This window comes from Pseudomonas sp. yb_9 (assembly GCF_043103635.1).
In the GTDB taxonomy this organism is placed as follows: domain Bacteria; phylum Pseudomonadota; class Gammaproteobacteria; order Pseudomonadales; family Pseudomonadaceae; genus Aquipseudomonas; species Aquipseudomonas monteilii.
Map to the genome: position 1 here is coordinate 106,269 of NZ_JBICKA010000007.1, position 15,478 is coordinate 121,746.

The window sequence follows — 15,478 nt, forward strand, 5'->3', positions numbered from 1 at the left end:
ATTTACGCTTATTTTCGATGTTTTTTTCGCGCATCATGGCGTCATTCCACTGATTCAAGGAGCACCATCATGCTGAAACTGCGACCGTTTGATAGCCTCGGCCACGCCAACCATGGCTGGCTCGACGCCCACCACCATTTCTCGTTTGCCGAGTACTACGACCCGGCGCGCATGCACTGGGGCAACCTGCGGGTATGGAACGACGACCTGATCGCAGCCGGCAGCGGCTTCCCGCCGCACCCGCACCGCGACATGGAAATCATCACCTATGTGCGTGAAGGCGCGATCAGCCACCAGGACAGCCTGGGCAACAAGGGCCGTACCGAAGCCGGTGACGTGCAGGTGATGAGCGCCGGTACCGGCATCGTGCACAGCGAGTACAACCTGGAGGACGTCGACACACGCATCTTCCAGATCTGGATCGTGCCGGAGCGCACCGGAGAAGCACCGCAGTGGGGCTCTCGGCCGTTCCCCAAAGGCGAACGTGGTGAAGGCTTCGTGACCCTGGCCAGCGGCCGCGTGGGCGATGAAGACAGCCTGCAGATTCGCACCGATGCGCGGCTGGTGGCTGCCACCTTGCGAGCTGGGGAAACCGCCGAGTACCGCTTCGATGCCGCACGCCGGGGTTACCTGGTGCCGGCCAAGGGGCTGGTAGAGGTCAACGGGTTGCGGGCCAAGGCACGTGATGGCGTGGCAATCGAGCAGGAAGAAGTGCTGCGGGTGACCGCCATCGAAGACAGCGAGATCGTGCTGGTGGATGTGGCCTGATGAATCAGCCAGTGCAGGGAGCCTTGTAATGCCTGCACTGGCTTGCCGGCGATGGGCTGCGCAGCAGCCCCCTTTCAGAAGGGCAAGGTCAGCTTCAACCAGTAGGCATCACCCTGGGCGCGGTTGCGCACTTCGGTTTCCTTCGACCACTTCGCCGTCACGAACCAGCCATCCTTGCCGCTGTACTTGATCGACGGGCCGATGGCAAAACTGCGCCCCTTGTTGTTTTCGATACGCTCACCGTCCTGGCGGTCGTCAGTCGTCTGCCGGTAGTAATACCCCCCTACCCCCAGCACCCAGCCATTGCCAAGCCCCCATCCCACGGCATAGTCCACATGAAACTCCTGCCCCGAACGGTAATCGGTGGCCGGGTTGCGCCGGTTGAAGTCGTACATCACCTTGGCATCCAGGTTGAGCCCGGCCGGGTCGATGTAGCTCATCGCATACACCGGCTCGAACACCCAGTAATTGCGCCCGGGGTTGGCCAGGTCGTTCTTGTCGTAGCGCCCGGTGGGGGCAATCATGTCGAAGGCCAGGATGCTATGGAACTTGTCACTGTGGTGAAAGCCCAGCGCCGGGCCGAAGATCACGTCGCCCAGGCCGCTGTTATGCTGCGACTGGCCGTTGAGCGATACCTTCAGGTCTACCAGCGGTACGATGGCATGCAGCGCCAGGCTGCCACCCAGCACGGTGTAATCGCTTACCCAGATCAACCGCGGCACAATGGCATTGGCGCGTACACGAAAGTCCACCGGCAGTTTGCGACCGTCGTTGCCACGCAGGTTGTCGGCTTCGTAGTGGTTGACGAACAGCTGGCCATAAAAACCCGGCGGTGGCATGGCGCCGGACATGTAGTTTTCGGCACCGAGCGGGTAGGACGTGCCGCCGCCTTCGGTTGCATGGGACAGGTTGGCAGCGCCGAACAACGAGGCGCACACGGCAAGGCGCAGCAGGTTTGCAAGGGTCGGAGTCATCGGGTCAACCTTTTTTGTTGTTATCGGTCGGGTGCACGCCAGCCCCCTGTGGCCAGGGAGCCAGGCGTCAAAGGGTCAGATGCGTTTGAACAGGGCCGAGCGCTGGCCTTCAGACGCCCCATCAGCGGCGCTGTAGAAGCGCTCCATGAAGATGTCGCGCTCGAACAGGCGGCCCTGCATCAGGCAGGTGATGGCCGCGTCGATCATCGGCGGCGGGCCGCACAGGTAAGCTTTGTGGCCGTTGAAGCGGCCCTCGAAATGCTGCCTGGCGGCGTCGTGCACGTAACCGCGCACACCCTGCCACTGCGCGTCTTCGGCAGCCTGGCTGAGGGCTGGCACATAGCTGAAGTTGGCATGGCGGGCAGCCAGCGCTTCGAACAGTTCGCGGTTGTACAGCTCGGCACGGGTACGGGCGCCCTGGAACAGAGTGATGCGGCGGGTATCGCCACGCGCCAGCAAGTCGAGAATCATCGACTGCGGGCTGGAAAGCCCCGAGCCGCCAGCGATGAAAATCAGGTCGCCCGGTTGGGAGCTGCGCACGAAAAACTGCCCGTACGGGCCGGACAGCGCCAGCGCGTCGCCCACCTTGAGCTGCTGGTGAATGTACCCGGTGGCCACGCCGCCTTCCACCAGGCGCACATGCAGTTCCACCTCGTCCGCCTGCTGGGGCGGGTTGGCCAGTGAGAATGCGCGACTGCCTTCAATTCCAGGCAGTTGCAGGTTCACATACTGCCCGGCCTGGAAGGCCATCGGCCGGTCGAGTTTCAGGTGCACACCGCGAATGGTCGGTGACAGTTCGACCAGCCGAGTGACTACGGCGTGGTAGTCCTGCACCGGCAGGCCGGCGAAGTCCGGGTCGACGTCGATGTCAGCCTCGATGACCAGGTCGCTCTGCGGGATGGCACAACAGGCCAGTACCTTGCCCTCGTCGCGTTCCATGTCCATCAGGGCGAAGGACGAAGCGGCACCGAGGTCGACCTCGCCTTCCAGTACCTGGCACTTGCAGGTGGCGCAGGTGCCGTGGCCACAGGCAAACGGCAGCCACACGCCCTGGCGCAAGGCGGCTTCGAGGATGGTCTGCCCCTCCTCCACTTCAATCTGTTCGCCAGTGGGTTCGATGGTGACTTGATAGCTCATGGCGGCATTCCTCAGTTGTGGCTGCCGCCCAGGCCTTCAAGGCCGGGGGTGTGCAGGTGCAGCAGGCTTTTGTGGGTGATGCCGTTGGCTGCCAGCCCTCGGGCCAGGTCGGGCGTGAAGGGCTGCTCATCCAGGCGCCACCGTGCAGTGGCGAAGTCCACCTGGGCAGCATCCGGGTGCAGGGCAATGGCCGGCTTGACCACCTGCTCGATGAAAGCGGCAAAGGGCAGCGCCGGGTCCACCGGCAGGGTGAACGGTGCGCAGAACAGCAGGTGGTTTTCCCAGCACAGGTACACCAGCTGGGCGCCGTGGAAGTTGGCCTGGCGGTCCAGGGGCTGGGCAGTGTAGGTGCCGATGGCAGTCACGGGCATGGCGTTGTTCCTCTTGTTCTTGTAGGGCCAGGGCGCGTTAACGGCGCCCTGGTGGTTCGGTGCTTCAGCCGGCCTTGCGCCCGGTACCTTGCAAGGCCTGCCAGCGCTGCTGTTCGGGCGAACCCTGATACTCGAAGTTGTCCTGCCCGGGGTCGATGTTGTAGTAATCACGCACCACCGCCTCGACATCGCCGCCACCGCAGTTGCCCTGCAGGATCTGATGCACCGGCAGCCAGGCCTGCACGTACTTGTCCGGCTCGAAGGCGAAGATGTCGCAGCAGCCATCGGAGCAGAAGTGGTAGCGCTCGCCCTCATGCACCAGGCTGCGGTGGCTCAGCTGCGTGGGCGCATCCGGCTCGGTGAAGGCCAGCGGGATCTGGCAGATCTGGCACAGCATCGGCAGCGTCGGGTTGTAAAAGCGCTCACCACGCGCCTGCAGCTCGCGCCAATGCTCGTAGCGCGGCCGGTAGTAGCGGTCGAAGGTGTCCGGGTACTTGGCCGACAGCCAGTCCAGCTCCTCGTCGGTGGGGATCCAGGTATGGAAGTTGGTGGCCTGGCTGTACTGGTAGAAGATCGACCAGGCCTGGTGGCTGATATGCTCCTTGCCGATGGTGGTCTGCTCGACGTACTTCGGCGGGCGGATGCCGTAGCGCTCCAGGTCCTTGAACAGCGCACCACCGGCCTGTTCGAAGTACACCTCCCAGGCTTCGGCCCAGGACATCACCTTGTTGGGCAGCATGTAGTCCATCATCATCCCGACCAGGGTCAGCAGCCGGTAACCGCGCCAGAACCACTTGTCGATCCAGCGCTGCACGATGGGCACGTTGTCCTCGTGTTGCTCCAGCAGGAACTTGATCACCTCCAGGCCCAGGGTCATGTGCCGGGCTTCGTCGGACTGCGCCGAAAAGCCGAAGGTGACCGTGGCCATGTCGCCGTTGAACGCGGCACCCGACATGAACGGCACGAACAACAGGTTGGTCAGCACATACTCGAACGAGAACGAGATGGCGGTGAGGAACTCGAACGGGCCGGCTGTGCGCGCATCCTCGAAGAACGACTTGGGCACCGACAGGAACCACACCCGGTCGTGCATGTGGGCGAAGTCATGCAGGCCGTTGAAGTGCTTGTTGTAGTGGCTCATGGCGTGCACCTGGGTCTGCACGTGGCGCAGTTCGTCGATGGCCTGCATCTGGCAGGCCACCCGTGCACCGGCGCCACCAAAGTGCCGGCCGACACGAGCGAAGCCCTGGTAGGCCTGGTACTCCAGCGGGGTGACGCCGCTCAGGAACAGTTTCAGGGCGTTGACGTAGCGGGCGTCAGAGATGTTCTGGTGGCCGTTGTTCTGGGCGAAGGCATCGAAAATGGCGTACAGCTTCTTTTCTTTTTCGGCCTGGTACTTCCAGTAGGCGTCCATGGTCAGGCGGAACGGGTCTTCCCACTTGTCCCAGTCGGTGATCTTGATGCCCTCGAACCGCTCGTAGGGGTAGATGGCGTCTTTGCTCTGGTAGCTTGGTTCCCAGCCCAGGTCGCGGGTCAGGCAGCGGTACTTGTCTTTCTGGTTGAGGCGTTTGGCGGCCATGGTGGTCTCCCTTGTTCTTGTCGTTGTGCGGATCAGTTCCAGTGCAGGGCGAAGCAGTCTTCGTCTTCCTCGACGTTGCCGCCGAGGGTGATCACGTCGATCAGCATTTCCTGCACGTCCCATTCACGGCCGATCTTTTCTTCCACCGTGGCGCGGTGAATCTCCAGGCGCCCTTCGGCCTGCACGCGGATCATCGCCGGCTGGTGCTGCACCTGGGCATGCGGGTTGTCCTGGGTGATGGCCTCGACGATGTAGCGGGCGCTGTCGTTGTCCTGGAAGGCGATGTACACGAGGGAAGTCATGCGGCGTCTCCACTGAGGCCCAGTTTTTTCAGGCGTGCGCCAAAGGCGCTGTCACAAGCATCCAGCGCGTCACGGCCTGGGCCGGCCTCGGCCAGCGGCAGCAGCGCTTGCACGGCACGGCTGCGCCATTCACACACCCAGCCTTCGATCAACTGTTGGTTGTGCGTGTTTTCGGCAACGGCGGTCTTGACCAGGGCATCCACCCAACGCTGGCTCTCGGCAAACCACAGGCGCATGAACTCGGTGAGCATGCCCAGCTGCCCTGCCCCGATGGCCACCAGTTGCGCATCGAAGTGTTCGAACAACAGCGGGTACAGCAGGCCGTCGCTAACCAGGTTCTGCGCCAGGCTCAGCTCGAACCAGTCACGCACCACCAGGCTGTCCTCTACGTAGCGGCGCAGCCCTTGCCAGGCCGGCTCGTCCAGCCAGCGCTGCTTGGCCTCGGCCAACAACGCCAGGCCGTCGTCCTCCAGCAGCAGGCCGATGCGCGACAGGTACTGGGCAATGGCCAGGCGGTCCATGGCGTGGAACATGTGCATCTGGGTGACGCTGGTGCCGAACGCATCGGCGGCAATGCCGCTGTTGTTCATGTTGGCGCCCAGCTCGGCATGGCGCAGCGGCAGCAGCAGGCGCGCGACCAATGCACGGGTTTCGGTCGGCAGGCTGGCCAGCAGCTCACGCTTTTCGCAGAAGGCAAAACTGTGCTCGGCGTTTTCCTGCATGCGCGCCCGGGCTTGCACGTAGGCGCCGTAGTAGTACTGACGCGGGTCGCTGACGGCGTACCAGTCAGCCATCTGCACGGCGGTACGGCTGGGGTCGTTGAGCAGCTTGTCGGGCTGCCACAACGGGCGGTAGTGGAAGTTGGTGGCGGCCTCGATGTCGAAGCTGGCTTCCTGGTAGCGGCTGGCCGGCTTGTCACCGAAACGGCGGCGGGTGTGGCTGAAGGTCTGGCGGATCGGCTCGACCGTGGCCGTCTTGATCTCGATACTCATGCAAGGCGTCCTGTACTTGTTGTTGTGGGAATGCAATGCGCCAGCAAGCGGCGCGCTACTCGTCCGCGTCGCGGATTTCGCCATAGCGCCACTTGCGCATGTCGGCATCGACGGCAGCGGCCATCGCAGCGTCCATATGGCGCACCCGGTTGCTGGCGCAGAAACTGGCGAACGCCGTGCGTGGCAGGACCAGTTCGACGAACAGGTCCGGGTAACCGATGGCAAAGTCGAACTCGACGAAGGCGGCGTCCGGCTCGCTACGTACGCGGACGTAGCGCGGCATTTGCTCGAAGGTGGTGGTGGTTTGAGTCATGCGCTGGTGCTCTGGTTGGACGTGCCATGGGCTTGAGCAACGGCTGTGCCAGGCGCGTTAAGTTCGCCAAAAACTCAACCCAACCAATTGTATTTAATGGCTTTTAATTTTTTTACGCGTTGCCCTGAGGCAGCGCTATGCGCACGCTGCCGGCTGCCCGTTTGATCATTTGCTCAAATGCGCCAGCGCCGTTTGAGCAAATGGCAAACGTCACCGACGATTGACTTTTGCGCCGCTTTCAGGCGGTTTAGAAAAGAGAACGACCCAGGCCTTGCCTGCAGACTGCGGTCGTCCCGGCGTGACCAGCAAACCCGCCTTGCCTGAGCGGGCGCACGCCGACTCCCCATACAACTACAAGCAAGGGGCGCAAGCGAATGATTACCCAGTACAGGGCGCCGGAACCTGCGCCGGCGCTGAAGGACCTGACCGAACGGGTACGGTTCGAAGGCACCGAAGGCAAGATCTGGCTGGACGAGCAGCGCATGCTGCTGGTGCAGGCCGCAACCATGGCCAGCATGCGCCGCGAACTGATCGAAATGCTCGGCGTGGAGCGGGCCAAGGGCTTCTTCCTGCGCCTGGGCTACCAGTCGGGGCTGAAGGACGCCGAGCTGGCGCGCAAGCTGCGGCCCAATGGCAACCCGGTGGATATGTTCTTCATCGGCCCGCAACTGCATTCGCTCAAGGGCATGGTGAAGGTGCGCCCGCTGCAGCTGGAAATCGACCTGGACAACGGCCATTTCTACGCCGACATCGAATGGCAAGACTCCTTCGAGGTGGAAAACTGCCAGTCCGAAGCCCTGCATTCCGAGCAGCCGGTGTGCTGGATGCTGCTCGGTTACGCCATCAGCTACAGCTCGTTCTTCCTCGGCCGCCAGGTGCTGTACAAGGAGGTCAGTTGCCGTGGCTGCGGTGGCAGCGAATGCCGCATCATTGGCAAGCCGGTGGAGCAATGGGAGGATGCCGACACCTTCCTGCGCTACTTCCAGAGCGACCCGGTGATCGACGAGCTGCAGTCGCTGCAGGTGCAGGTGGCCAACCTGCGCCAGCGCCTGCAGTACGAGTCGGGGCAGTTCTACGGCATCGGCCAGTCGGCGGTATACCGGCGCTGCTGCGCACTCACCAACAAAGTCGCCCCTGGCAAGGCCTCGGTGCTGTTGCTGGGCGAAACCGGGGTTGGCAAGGAAGTGATCGCCCGCAGCCTGCACCTGCGCAGCGAGCGTGCTGGCGCCGCGTTCGTGGCGCTGAACTGCGCGACCATACCCCCGGACCTGATCGAAGCCGAGCTGTTCGGCGTCGAAAAAGGCGCCTACACCGGCGCCCAGCAGGCACGCATGGGCCGCTTCGAACGGGCCAACGGCGGCACGCTGTTCCTGGACGAAATCGTCGAGCTTACCCCGCGCGCCCAGGCCAGCCTGTTGCGTGTGCTGCAGGAAGGCGAACTGGAGCGCGTGGGTGACAGCCGCACGCGGCCGGTGGATGTAAGGGTGATCGCCGCCACCCACGAAAACCTCGAACAGGCCGTGAAGGATGGGCGCTTCCGGGCCGACCTGTTCTACCGCCTGAACGTGTTCCCGGTGCACATCCCGGCACTGCGCGAGCGCCGCGAAGACATCCCGCTGCTGATCGAGCACTTCCTCGGCCGCCTGCACCACAGCTACGGCAAGAAAACCCGTGGGCTCAGCGACCGGGCAATGCAGGTGTGCCTGCAATACGACTGGCCGGGCAACATCCGCGAACTGGAAAACCTCATGGAGCGCGGGGTGATCATCACCGATGAGAACCAGAGTATCGGCCTGGACGCATTGTTCCCGCATGCCCCTCCGGCTACCGACAGCATTGGCTTGGGCAGCGATGGCCGACTGGTGGCAGGCAGTGACCAGGCTTCGCCCGGCTGGGTGGCGCAGATTCTCGACAGCGGTACAGGCCTGGACGCCGTCGAGGCGGTACTGATGCAAGAGGCCATGCAGCGCTGTGGGCAGAACGTTTCCGAAGCCGCACGCCTGCTCGGCATGACCCGCCCTGCCCTCGCCTACAGGCTGAAGAAGGGGTGAATCCACCGGATCGTACTTTTTGCAAACGGCTTCCTTGCACACAAACCAAACGCTGGCGCGATCCCTGTAGCAGCGGCTTCAGCCGCGAACATTGGCGCAACCGGTGCCATGTACCGCGCCGCCAGCTTCGCGGGGAAACCCGCTTCTACACCTGATCCACCGTCAGGCATCCCGCAGCAAGTCATGGGTATCGAGCAACCGGAAGGCCACCTGCGGGTTACGCTCCAGCCCGCGCCGGATCGCCGCCGGGATCGATTGCCGGGTCCTGCGGCACAGCCCCGGCTGGTCATCCAGTTCGATGACAATGCCACGCATGGTGCGCACTTCGTTGAACCCGGGAGCGATGTGCACACGGATGCCGAGATTGTCGTACATCCGTTGCTGCAGGCGTTGCAGGTCCTCCAGGTCCTTGAGGTTTTCCAGGCGTTCGAGCAGGCGTTTCTCTTCCTGACGGGTCAGTAGCAGGATGCGCTGTGCGGCCTGCGGATGCTCGCCCAGATGTTCGCGGCCGCAGTCGCAGGCACCAGGGGGGCATGGTTGGCGCAAGGGGGGTGGCGTAGTCATGGAGCAAGCATAGCCCTACAAAGCGGCCTCAAAAAACTTTCCTGCCAGGATAAAAAATTTCACAAACCCCTGGACCGCCACCCCTCACTTCGCCTATAAATCTCCTAAAGGAAATTTATATTCCCACCAAGAAACATCACTTCGCCTGCTCGCGAAGATTCTTTTGCCCTTGTGCCCGACCTGCCCCACTCCATCACGAGGCCTACCCGACATGCACCCCGCTCCCGATCACTTCATCCTGCGCGTCAGTTGCCCGGCCGTGTCCGGCATCGTCGCTGCGGTGACCACTTACTTGGCCGAGCACGGTTGCTACATCAGCGAGATGGCGCAGTTCGACGACGAGGACAACGGGCGCTTTTTCATGCGCGCAGTGTTCCGCTACAACACCGGTACCACAGGGGACACACCGCAGCTGGAGGCGGGCTTTGCCGACGTGGCCCAGCGCTTCGACATGCAGTGGAGCCTGCACAGCAGCGCCCGGCCGATGCGCGTGCTGCTGATGGTGAGCAAGTTCGACCACTGCCTGTCCGACCTGCTGTACCGGCATGCCAAGGGCGAGCTCGACATGCAGATCACCGCCGTGGTATCCAACCACTTGGACCTGCGCCCCATGGCCGAGCGCCAGGGCATCCGCTTCGTCTACCTGCCCGTTACCAAGGAAACCAAGGCCGAACAGGAAGCCGCACTGTTGCGCATTGTCGAAGACACCGGCACCGAACTGGTGGTGCTGGCACGCTACATGCAAATTCTGTCTGACGACCTGTGCCGCCAACTGTCAGGCCGGGCGATCAACATCCATCACTCGTTCCTGCCCGGTTTCAAAGGCGCCAAGCCCTACCACCAGGCCTACCAGCGCGGGGTCAAACTGATCGGCGCCACCGCCCACTACGTGACCCGCGACCTGGACGAAGGCCCGATCATCGAGCAGGAAGTGCAGCGCGTGGATCACGCCTACGCCCCGGACGACCTGGTTGCCATCGGCCGCGACACCGAGACCATCGCCCTGTCCCGCGCGGTGAAGTACCACCTTGAGCACCGGGTGTTCCTTAACCACGACCGCACGGTGATCTTCAAATGAACGCCATTCCCAGCGTCAAGCTGATCGACGGCAGGGCCACCGCCGCGCGGGTGCTGGCCGAGGTGCGCGAACAGGTGCAGGAGCTGCGCCAGGGCGGTGTGCAACCGGGCTTGGCCGTGGTGCTGGTGGGCGACGATGCCGCCAGCCAGGTGTACGTGCGCAATAAAGTGCTGCGCGCCGACGAAGTAGGCATCCGCTCGCTGGAGCATCGCCTGCCCGCCGACACCACCCAGGGCGAACTGCTGACCCTGATCGACCGCCTGAACCACGATACCGAGGTGAACGGCATCCTCGTGCAACTGCCGCTGCCCGCGCACATCGCCGCGCACCGCGTGTTGCAGGCCATCGACCCGCTGAAGGACGTGGACGGCTTTCACAGCGAAAACGTCGGTGGTTTGGCCCAGGGCCGCGATGTGCTCACCCCGTGCACACCCAGCGGCTGCATGCGACTGCTGCGTGACGCCTGTGGCGAACTGCGCGGCAAGCACGCGGTGGTGGTGGGCCGCTCGAACATCGTCGGCAAACCCATGGCTGCCCTGCTGCTGCAGGCCGACTGCACAGTGACGGTGGTGCATTCGCGCAGCCGTGATCTGCCGGCGCTGTGCCGCCAGGCCGACATTCTGGTGGCAGCCGTAGGCAAACCGCGCCTGATCGGTGCCGATTGGTTGAAACCTGGCGCGGTGGTGATCGACGTGGGCATCAATCGCATCGATGAAAGCGGCCACAGCCGCCTGGTCGGCGATGTCGACTTCGCTGCCGCCCTGCCCCAGGTGGCCGGCATTACCCCTGTGCCCGGCGGCGTCGGCCCGATGACCATCGCCTATTTGATGAAAAACACCCTGCTCGCCCTCGACCTGCAGCAACAGGCCGCCCACCAGGAGCGCACCGCATGCCTTTCGCCCTGCTGAAATACGGCCTGAGCGCCGACTACCCGGTTGAGGTCGACCTGCCGCCACCGTGCGAACTCAAACCGCGCTATGACGTGGTGATCATCGGCGGCGGCGGCCACGGCCTGGCCATCGCCTACTACCTGGCCAGGTACCACGGCATCACCAATGTCGCCGTGCTGGAAAAGGCTTACCTGGGTGGCGGCAACACCGCACGCAACACGGCGGTGATCCGCTCCAACTACCTCACCAGCGAGGGTGTGCGCTTTTACGCCGAATCGGTGCGCATGTTCCAGAACCTGTCGAACGAGTTCGACTTCAACATCATGTATTCCGAGCGCGGCCAGCTCACGCTGGCGCATACCGACGCTACCGTGCGCGCCTTCCGCCAGCGCGCCGAGGTCAACAAGCACTTCGGCGGCCGTACCGAAATGATCGACCGCCAACAGATTCGTGAACGGGTGCCCAGCCTCAACCTCGACCCCGGCCACCTCCCGGTGCTGGCTGGCCTGTGGCACATCGACGGCGCCACTGCACGCCACGACGCGGTGGCCTGGGGCTATGCCAAGCAGGCGGCCAAGCGGGGTGTGGAAATCCATCAACTGACCGAGGTGCAGGACCTGCTGATACGCAATGGCCGCATCGAAGCGGTGAAGACCAACCGTGGCACCGTGCAGTGCGGCTGCGTGGTCCAGGCCGTGGCCGGTGCCAGTTCGCTGTTGATGGCCAAGGCCGGCATCCGTGCGCCGATCCACACCTACCCGTTGCAAGCCATGGTTACCCAGCCGTTCAAACCGTTCCTCGACCCGCTGGTCAGTTCGTCGGCGCTGCATTGTTACGTACAGCAGACCAGCCGGGGCGAAATCGTCTTTGGCGGCGGCTCCGACCCTTATCCGCTGTACAACACCCGCTCCACCCTCGACCTCAAGGAAAGCCTGCTGGCCCACGCCATCGAGATGTTCCCGTTCATGGCCAACGCCAAGCTGATGCGCCAGTGGGCCGGGATGACCGACATGACCCCGGACTACAGCCCGATCATGGGCCTGTCGCCGGTTACCAACTACTACCTGGACGCCGGTTGGGGCACGTGGGGTTTCAAGGCCACGCCCATCTGCGGCAAGACCATGGCCGAGCTGGTAGCCAGCGGCGGCAAAGTACCCGAAATGATCGCGCCCTTCGCCCTGGAGCGCTTCAGCCGCTTCCAGCAGGTGAACGAAATGGGCGCCACGGCGGCCAGCCACTAGGAGCACACGACGATGAAGATCCTGACCTGCCCCTTGAACGGCCCGCGCAATATCAGCGAGTTCACCTACGGCGGCGAGTTCAAGCACATGCCCGACCCGGCCAGTTGCAGCGATGCCGAGTGGGCCGACTATGTGTTCAACAGCGACAACCTGGCCGGGGTGGTGACCGAATGGTGGCTGCACAACGCCTCCAGCTACTGGTTCCTGGCCGAGCGTCACACAGTTAGCGACCAGGTGCTGCGCACCTTCGACCCGAAAGCACTGTTCGACCGCCGCGTCGACTTCACCCCCGCCGCCACCCCGGAGATTGCCGGATGAACAGCCACACCCGCCTACCCGCACCCATGGGCCTGCTGATCGACCGCGAGCGGCGCGTGCGCTTCCAGTTCGACGGCCAGGCCTGCGAGGGCTTTGCCGGTGACACCATTGCCAGCGCCCTGCTTGGCAATGGCCGCTGGCTGCTGTCGCGCTCGTTCAAATACCATCGTCCACGCGGCCCGCTGAGCATGGCCGGGCAAGATGCCAACACCCTGGTGCAGTTGCCCGACGAACCCAACGTGCTGGCCGACCTGGAGGCTGCCCGCGACGGCCAGGTGGTCGAAGGGCAGAACTTCAACGGCAGCCTGGCGCATGACCGCGACGCCTACCTGGGCAAGTTCTCACGCTTCATGCCAGTGGGCTTCTACTACCGCTCGTTCTACAAGCCCAAGGGCATGTGGAAAGTGTGGGAGCCGCTGATCCGCAAGAAAGCCGGCCTGGGCGTGCTCGACCTGGGTTTCAAACCGCAGTACTACGACAAGGCCTACCTGTTTGTAGATGTGGCCGTGATCGGTGCCGGCCCCGCCGGCCTGCGCGCCGCGCTGGATGCGGCCAATGCCGGGGCCAAGGTGCTGCTGATCGAGCAACAGCCGGTGCTCGGCGGCTCGCTCACCTATGCCCGCTTCGACATCGCCGGCACCCGCGCCGCCAGCCTGCGCCAGGAACTGCTGACCGCCGTCGAGGGCCACCCGAACATCCAGGTGCTGCTGGAGGCCACCTGCAACGGCTGGTTCACCGACAACTACCTGCCGGTAATTCAGCACAAGCGGCTGTACAAGGTGCGCGCCACCCGTTGCCTGGTGGCAGCCGGCTCGTTCGACCAGCCGGTGGTGTTTCGCAACAACGACCTGCCGGGCGTGATGCTGACCAGCGCTGCCCAGCGGCTGATGAAGCTGTACGCGGTCAAACCGGGCCAGCGCGCGGTCATCCTCACCGGCCACGATGACGGCTACCTGGCCGCCCTCGACCTGCAGGAGCAAGGCGTGGTCGTAGCCACCGTGGTCGACATGCGCGCCGCGCCGGCCGATGCCGCACTGGCTGCCGAGCTGAAGCGCCGCGATATCCCCGTGCACCTGGGCAGCACCGTGTATGAAGCCCTGCATGAAGCGGGCATGCGCCATGTCAGTGGCGTGGACATTCGCCCGATCACCGGCCAGGGCAAGGTCGGCCCGCACGGGCTGCGCCTGGCGTGCGACCTGCTGTGCATGTCGGCGGGCTACATGCCGGTGTACCAGTTGCTGTGCCAGGCCGGCGGCAAACTGGCCTATGACGTCAACCGCGACGAGTTCGCCATCAGCAACTTGCCGGCCGGGCTGGATGTCGCAGGCTCCGTGAACGGCCGTCACGCACTGGGCAACGTGCTGGCCGATGCCACACGCGGGGCCGCTGAAGCGGTAGCCGCCCTAGATCTGCAAGCGCCAGCGCAGTCGGTGTTCAGCGCCGAAGCCAAGGTCAATTTCCCTTGGCCGATTTTCCCCCACCCCAAAGGCAAGGATTTCGTCGACTTCGACGAAGACCTGCAAGTGCGCGACATCGTCAACGCTACCCGCAGCGGCTACCGTGACGTGCAACTGGTCAAACGTTTCTCCACGGTCGGCATGGGCCCTTCCCAAGGCCGCCACTCGGCGCTGCCCACGGCGCGCCTAGTGGCCCAGGCCACCGGCCGCAGCATCAGCGAAACCGGAGTGACTACCGCCCGCCCACCGTTTCAGGCAGAAAAGCTGGCACATGTCGCCGGCCGCGCCTTCGACCCCTATCGGCAAACGCCCATGCACCGCCGTCACCTGCAAGCCGGGGCGAAGATGATGCAGGCCGGTATCTGGCAGCGCCCGGCTTATTACGGCAAACCCGAAGATCGCGAGCGCTGCATGCAGGAAGAAGCCCGCCATGTGCGCGAGCAGGTTGGCCTGATCGACGTGTCTACCCTGGGTGGCCTGGACGTACGCGGCCCGGACGCCGCCGAACTGCTGGAGCGCCTGTACACCTTCGGCTTTGCCAAACTGGCCATCGGCCGCACCCGCTATGCGCTGATGACCAACGAACACGGTGTGGTGATCGACGATGGCGTTTGTGCGCGCCTGGGCGAGCAGCACTTCTATGTCACCGCCACCACCAGCGGCGTCGACCGCATCTACCAGCAGATGCTGAAGTGGAATGCACAGTGGCGCCTGGACGTGGACATCACCAACGTCACCGCCGCCCTGGCTGCCGTCAACCTGGCCGGGCCGCTGTCGCGTCAGGTGCTGGCCAAGGTGTGTGACGATGTCGCGCTGTCGGCCGAGGCCTTCCCGTACCTGGGCGTACGGCAGGGCGAGGTGGCCGGCATACCGGCGCGCATCCTGCGGGTCGGTTTCGTCGGTGAGCTGGGTTATGAAGTGCATGTGCCGGCGCGCCATGCCGAGCGCCTGTGGGACGCCCTGATGCAGGCCGGCGCGGGCCTGGGCATTCGCCCGTTCGGCGTTGAGACCCAACGCCTGCTGCGCCTGGAAAAAGGCCATGTGATCATCAGCCAGGACACCGACGGCATGACCCACCCTGCCGAGATCGACATGCAGTGGGCCATTGGCCGCAAGAAGCCGTTCTTCGTCGGCAAGCGCTCCATCGAAATCCTCGAAGCACAGCCGCTCAAGCGCAAGCTGGTCGGCTTCACCCTGCCCAAAGGCAGCCCACAGCCGCTGGAGGGGCACCTGGTGCTGGACGGGTCAGACATCAGCGGCAACGTCACCTCCTGCGAGTACTCGCAAACCCTGGGGCAGATCATCGGCCTGGCCTATGCCGGCGCCCACCAGGCCACCCCCGGCATGCACATCCCGATCCGCGTGGAGGGCGGCGCGATGGTGCATGCCAAGGTGGTGCAACTGCCGTTCCACGACCCCGACAACCTGCGCCAGGAGCTCTGA

Annotated in this window: 15 protein-coding genes; 7 read left to right on the forward strand and 8 right to left on the reverse strand. The window is 64.1% G+C overall.

Going from position 1 to position 15,478, the window contains the following annotated elements; translation table 11 throughout:
• Nucleotides 1-69: 69 nt before the first annotated feature.
• The gene (locus ACF8MI_RS02025; protein WP_200928437.1) at nucleotides 70-768 is read left to right on the forward strand and encodes a pirin family protein; all 699 of its coding nucleotides are present in this window, start codon (nucleotides 70-72) and stop codon (nucleotides 766-768) included.
• 74 nt (nucleotides 769-842) lie between these two features.
• Here ACF8MI_RS02025 and ACF8MI_RS02030 read toward each other — a convergent pair whose 3' ends face one another.
• The 7 genes from ACF8MI_RS02030 to ACF8MI_RS02060 all read right to left on the reverse strand — a co-directional run bounded on the left by ACF8MI_RS02030 (nucleotide 843) and on the right by ACF8MI_RS02060 (nucleotide 6,436).
• Nucleotides 843-1,742, reverse strand: coding sequence for a transporter (locus ACF8MI_RS02030; RefSeq protein WP_182408420.1), 900 nt, complete (start codon nucleotides 1,740-1,742; stop codon nucleotides 843-845).
• 75 nt (nucleotides 1,743-1,817) lie between these two features.
• A complete protein-coding gene (locus ACF8MI_RS02035) occupies nucleotides 1,818-2,879 on the reverse strand; it encodes an NADH:ubiquinone reductase (Na(+)-transporting) subunit F (protein ID WP_060497194.1) in 1,062 nt (353 codons plus the stop codon).
• 11 nt (nucleotides 2,880-2,890) lie between these two features.
• The gene (locus ACF8MI_RS02040; RefSeq protein ID WP_016714637.1) at nucleotides 2,891-3,250 is read right to left on the reverse strand and encodes a phenol hydroxylase subunit P4; all 360 of its coding nucleotides are present in this window, start codon (nucleotides 3,248-3,250) and stop codon (nucleotides 2,891-2,893) included.
• A gap of 64 nt (nucleotides 3,251-3,314) precedes the next feature.
• On the reverse strand, nucleotides 3,315-4,829 hold the full coding sequence (locus tag ACF8MI_RS02045; RefSeq protein WP_104834531.1) for an aromatic/alkene/methane monooxygenase hydroxylase/oxygenase subunit alpha: 1,515 nt from the start codon (nucleotides 4,827-4,829) through the stop codon (nucleotides 3,315-3,317).
• A gap of 32 nt (nucleotides 4,830-4,861) precedes the next feature.
• Nucleotides 4,862-5,131, reverse strand: coding sequence for an MmoB/DmpM family protein (locus ACF8MI_RS02050; RefSeq protein WP_019097310.1), 270 nt, complete (start codon nucleotides 5,129-5,131; stop codon nucleotides 4,862-4,864).
• On the reverse strand, nucleotides 5,128-6,123 hold the full coding sequence (locus ACF8MI_RS02055) for an aromatic/alkene monooxygenase hydroxylase subunit beta (protein ID WP_060497196.1): 996 nt from the start codon (nucleotides 6,121-6,123) through the stop codon (nucleotides 5,128-5,130). Before ACF8MI_RS02055 ends, ACF8MI_RS02050 begins: the two co-directional genes overlap by 4 nt.
• A 55-nt stretch (nucleotides 6,124-6,178) precedes the next feature.
• Complete coding sequence (locus tag ACF8MI_RS02060) at nucleotides 6,179-6,436, reverse strand: phenol hydroxylase subunit (RefSeq protein WP_104834529.1); 258 nt, start codon at nucleotides 6,434-6,436, stop codon at nucleotides 6,179-6,181.
• Nucleotides 6,437-6,810: 374 nt separating this feature from the next.
• Between ACF8MI_RS02060 and ACF8MI_RS02065 the strand changes: the two genes are divergently transcribed.
• Nucleotides 6,811-8,487 carry a sigma 54-interacting transcriptional regulator gene (locus ACF8MI_RS02065; protein ID WP_392517350.1) on the forward strand — a complete coding sequence of 559 codons (1,677 nt, stop codon included), beginning with the start codon at nucleotides 6,811-6,813 and terminating at the stop codon, nucleotides 8,485-8,487.
• 162 nt (nucleotides 8,488-8,649) lie between these two features.
• Here ACF8MI_RS02065 and ACF8MI_RS02070 read toward each other — a convergent pair whose 3' ends face one another.
• Entirely contained in the window at nucleotides 8,650-9,051 is a 402-nt protein-coding gene (locus tag ACF8MI_RS02070; protein WP_060497199.1) for a hypothetical protein, read from the reverse strand.
• Between the two features lie 211 nt (nucleotides 9,052-9,262).
• Between ACF8MI_RS02070 and purU the strand changes: the two genes are divergently transcribed.
• The 5 genes from purU to ACF8MI_RS02095 are packed head-to-tail and all read left to right on the forward strand — an operon-like array spanning nucleotide 9,263 to nucleotide 15,478.
• Complete coding sequence (purU, locus tag ACF8MI_RS02075) at nucleotides 9,263-10,129, forward strand: formyltetrahydrofolate deformylase (RefSeq protein ID WP_060497200.1); 867 nt, start codon at nucleotides 9,263-9,265, stop codon at nucleotides 10,127-10,129.
• On the forward strand, nucleotides 10,126-11,037 hold the full coding sequence (folD, locus tag ACF8MI_RS02080) for a bifunctional methylenetetrahydrofolate dehydrogenase/methenyltetrahydrofolate cyclohydrolase FolD (RefSeq protein WP_060497201.1): 912 nt from the start codon (nucleotides 10,126-10,128) through the stop codon (nucleotides 11,035-11,037). Before purU ends, folD begins: the two co-directional genes overlap by 4 nt.
• Nucleotides 11,019-12,260 (forward strand): FAD-dependent oxidoreductase, encoded by a 1,242-nt coding sequence (locus ACF8MI_RS02085; RefSeq protein ID WP_060497202.1) that lies wholly within the window; start codon nucleotides 11,019-11,021, stop codon nucleotides 12,258-12,260. Before folD ends, ACF8MI_RS02085 begins: the two co-directional genes overlap by 19 nt.
• A 12-nt stretch (nucleotides 12,261-12,272) precedes the next feature.
• Nucleotides 12,273-12,578, forward strand: coding sequence for a sarcosine oxidase subunit delta (locus ACF8MI_RS02090; RefSeq protein ID WP_028613225.1), 306 nt, complete (start codon nucleotides 12,273-12,275; stop codon nucleotides 12,576-12,578).
• Nucleotides 12,575-15,478: a 2Fe-2S iron-sulfur cluster-binding protein gene (locus ACF8MI_RS02095; RefSeq protein ID WP_392517351.1), complete on the forward strand. Its 2,904-nt coding sequence runs from the start codon at nucleotides 12,575-12,577 to the stop codon at nucleotides 15,476-15,478. The genes ACF8MI_RS02090 and ACF8MI_RS02095 overlap by 4 nt, the downstream gene beginning before the upstream one ends.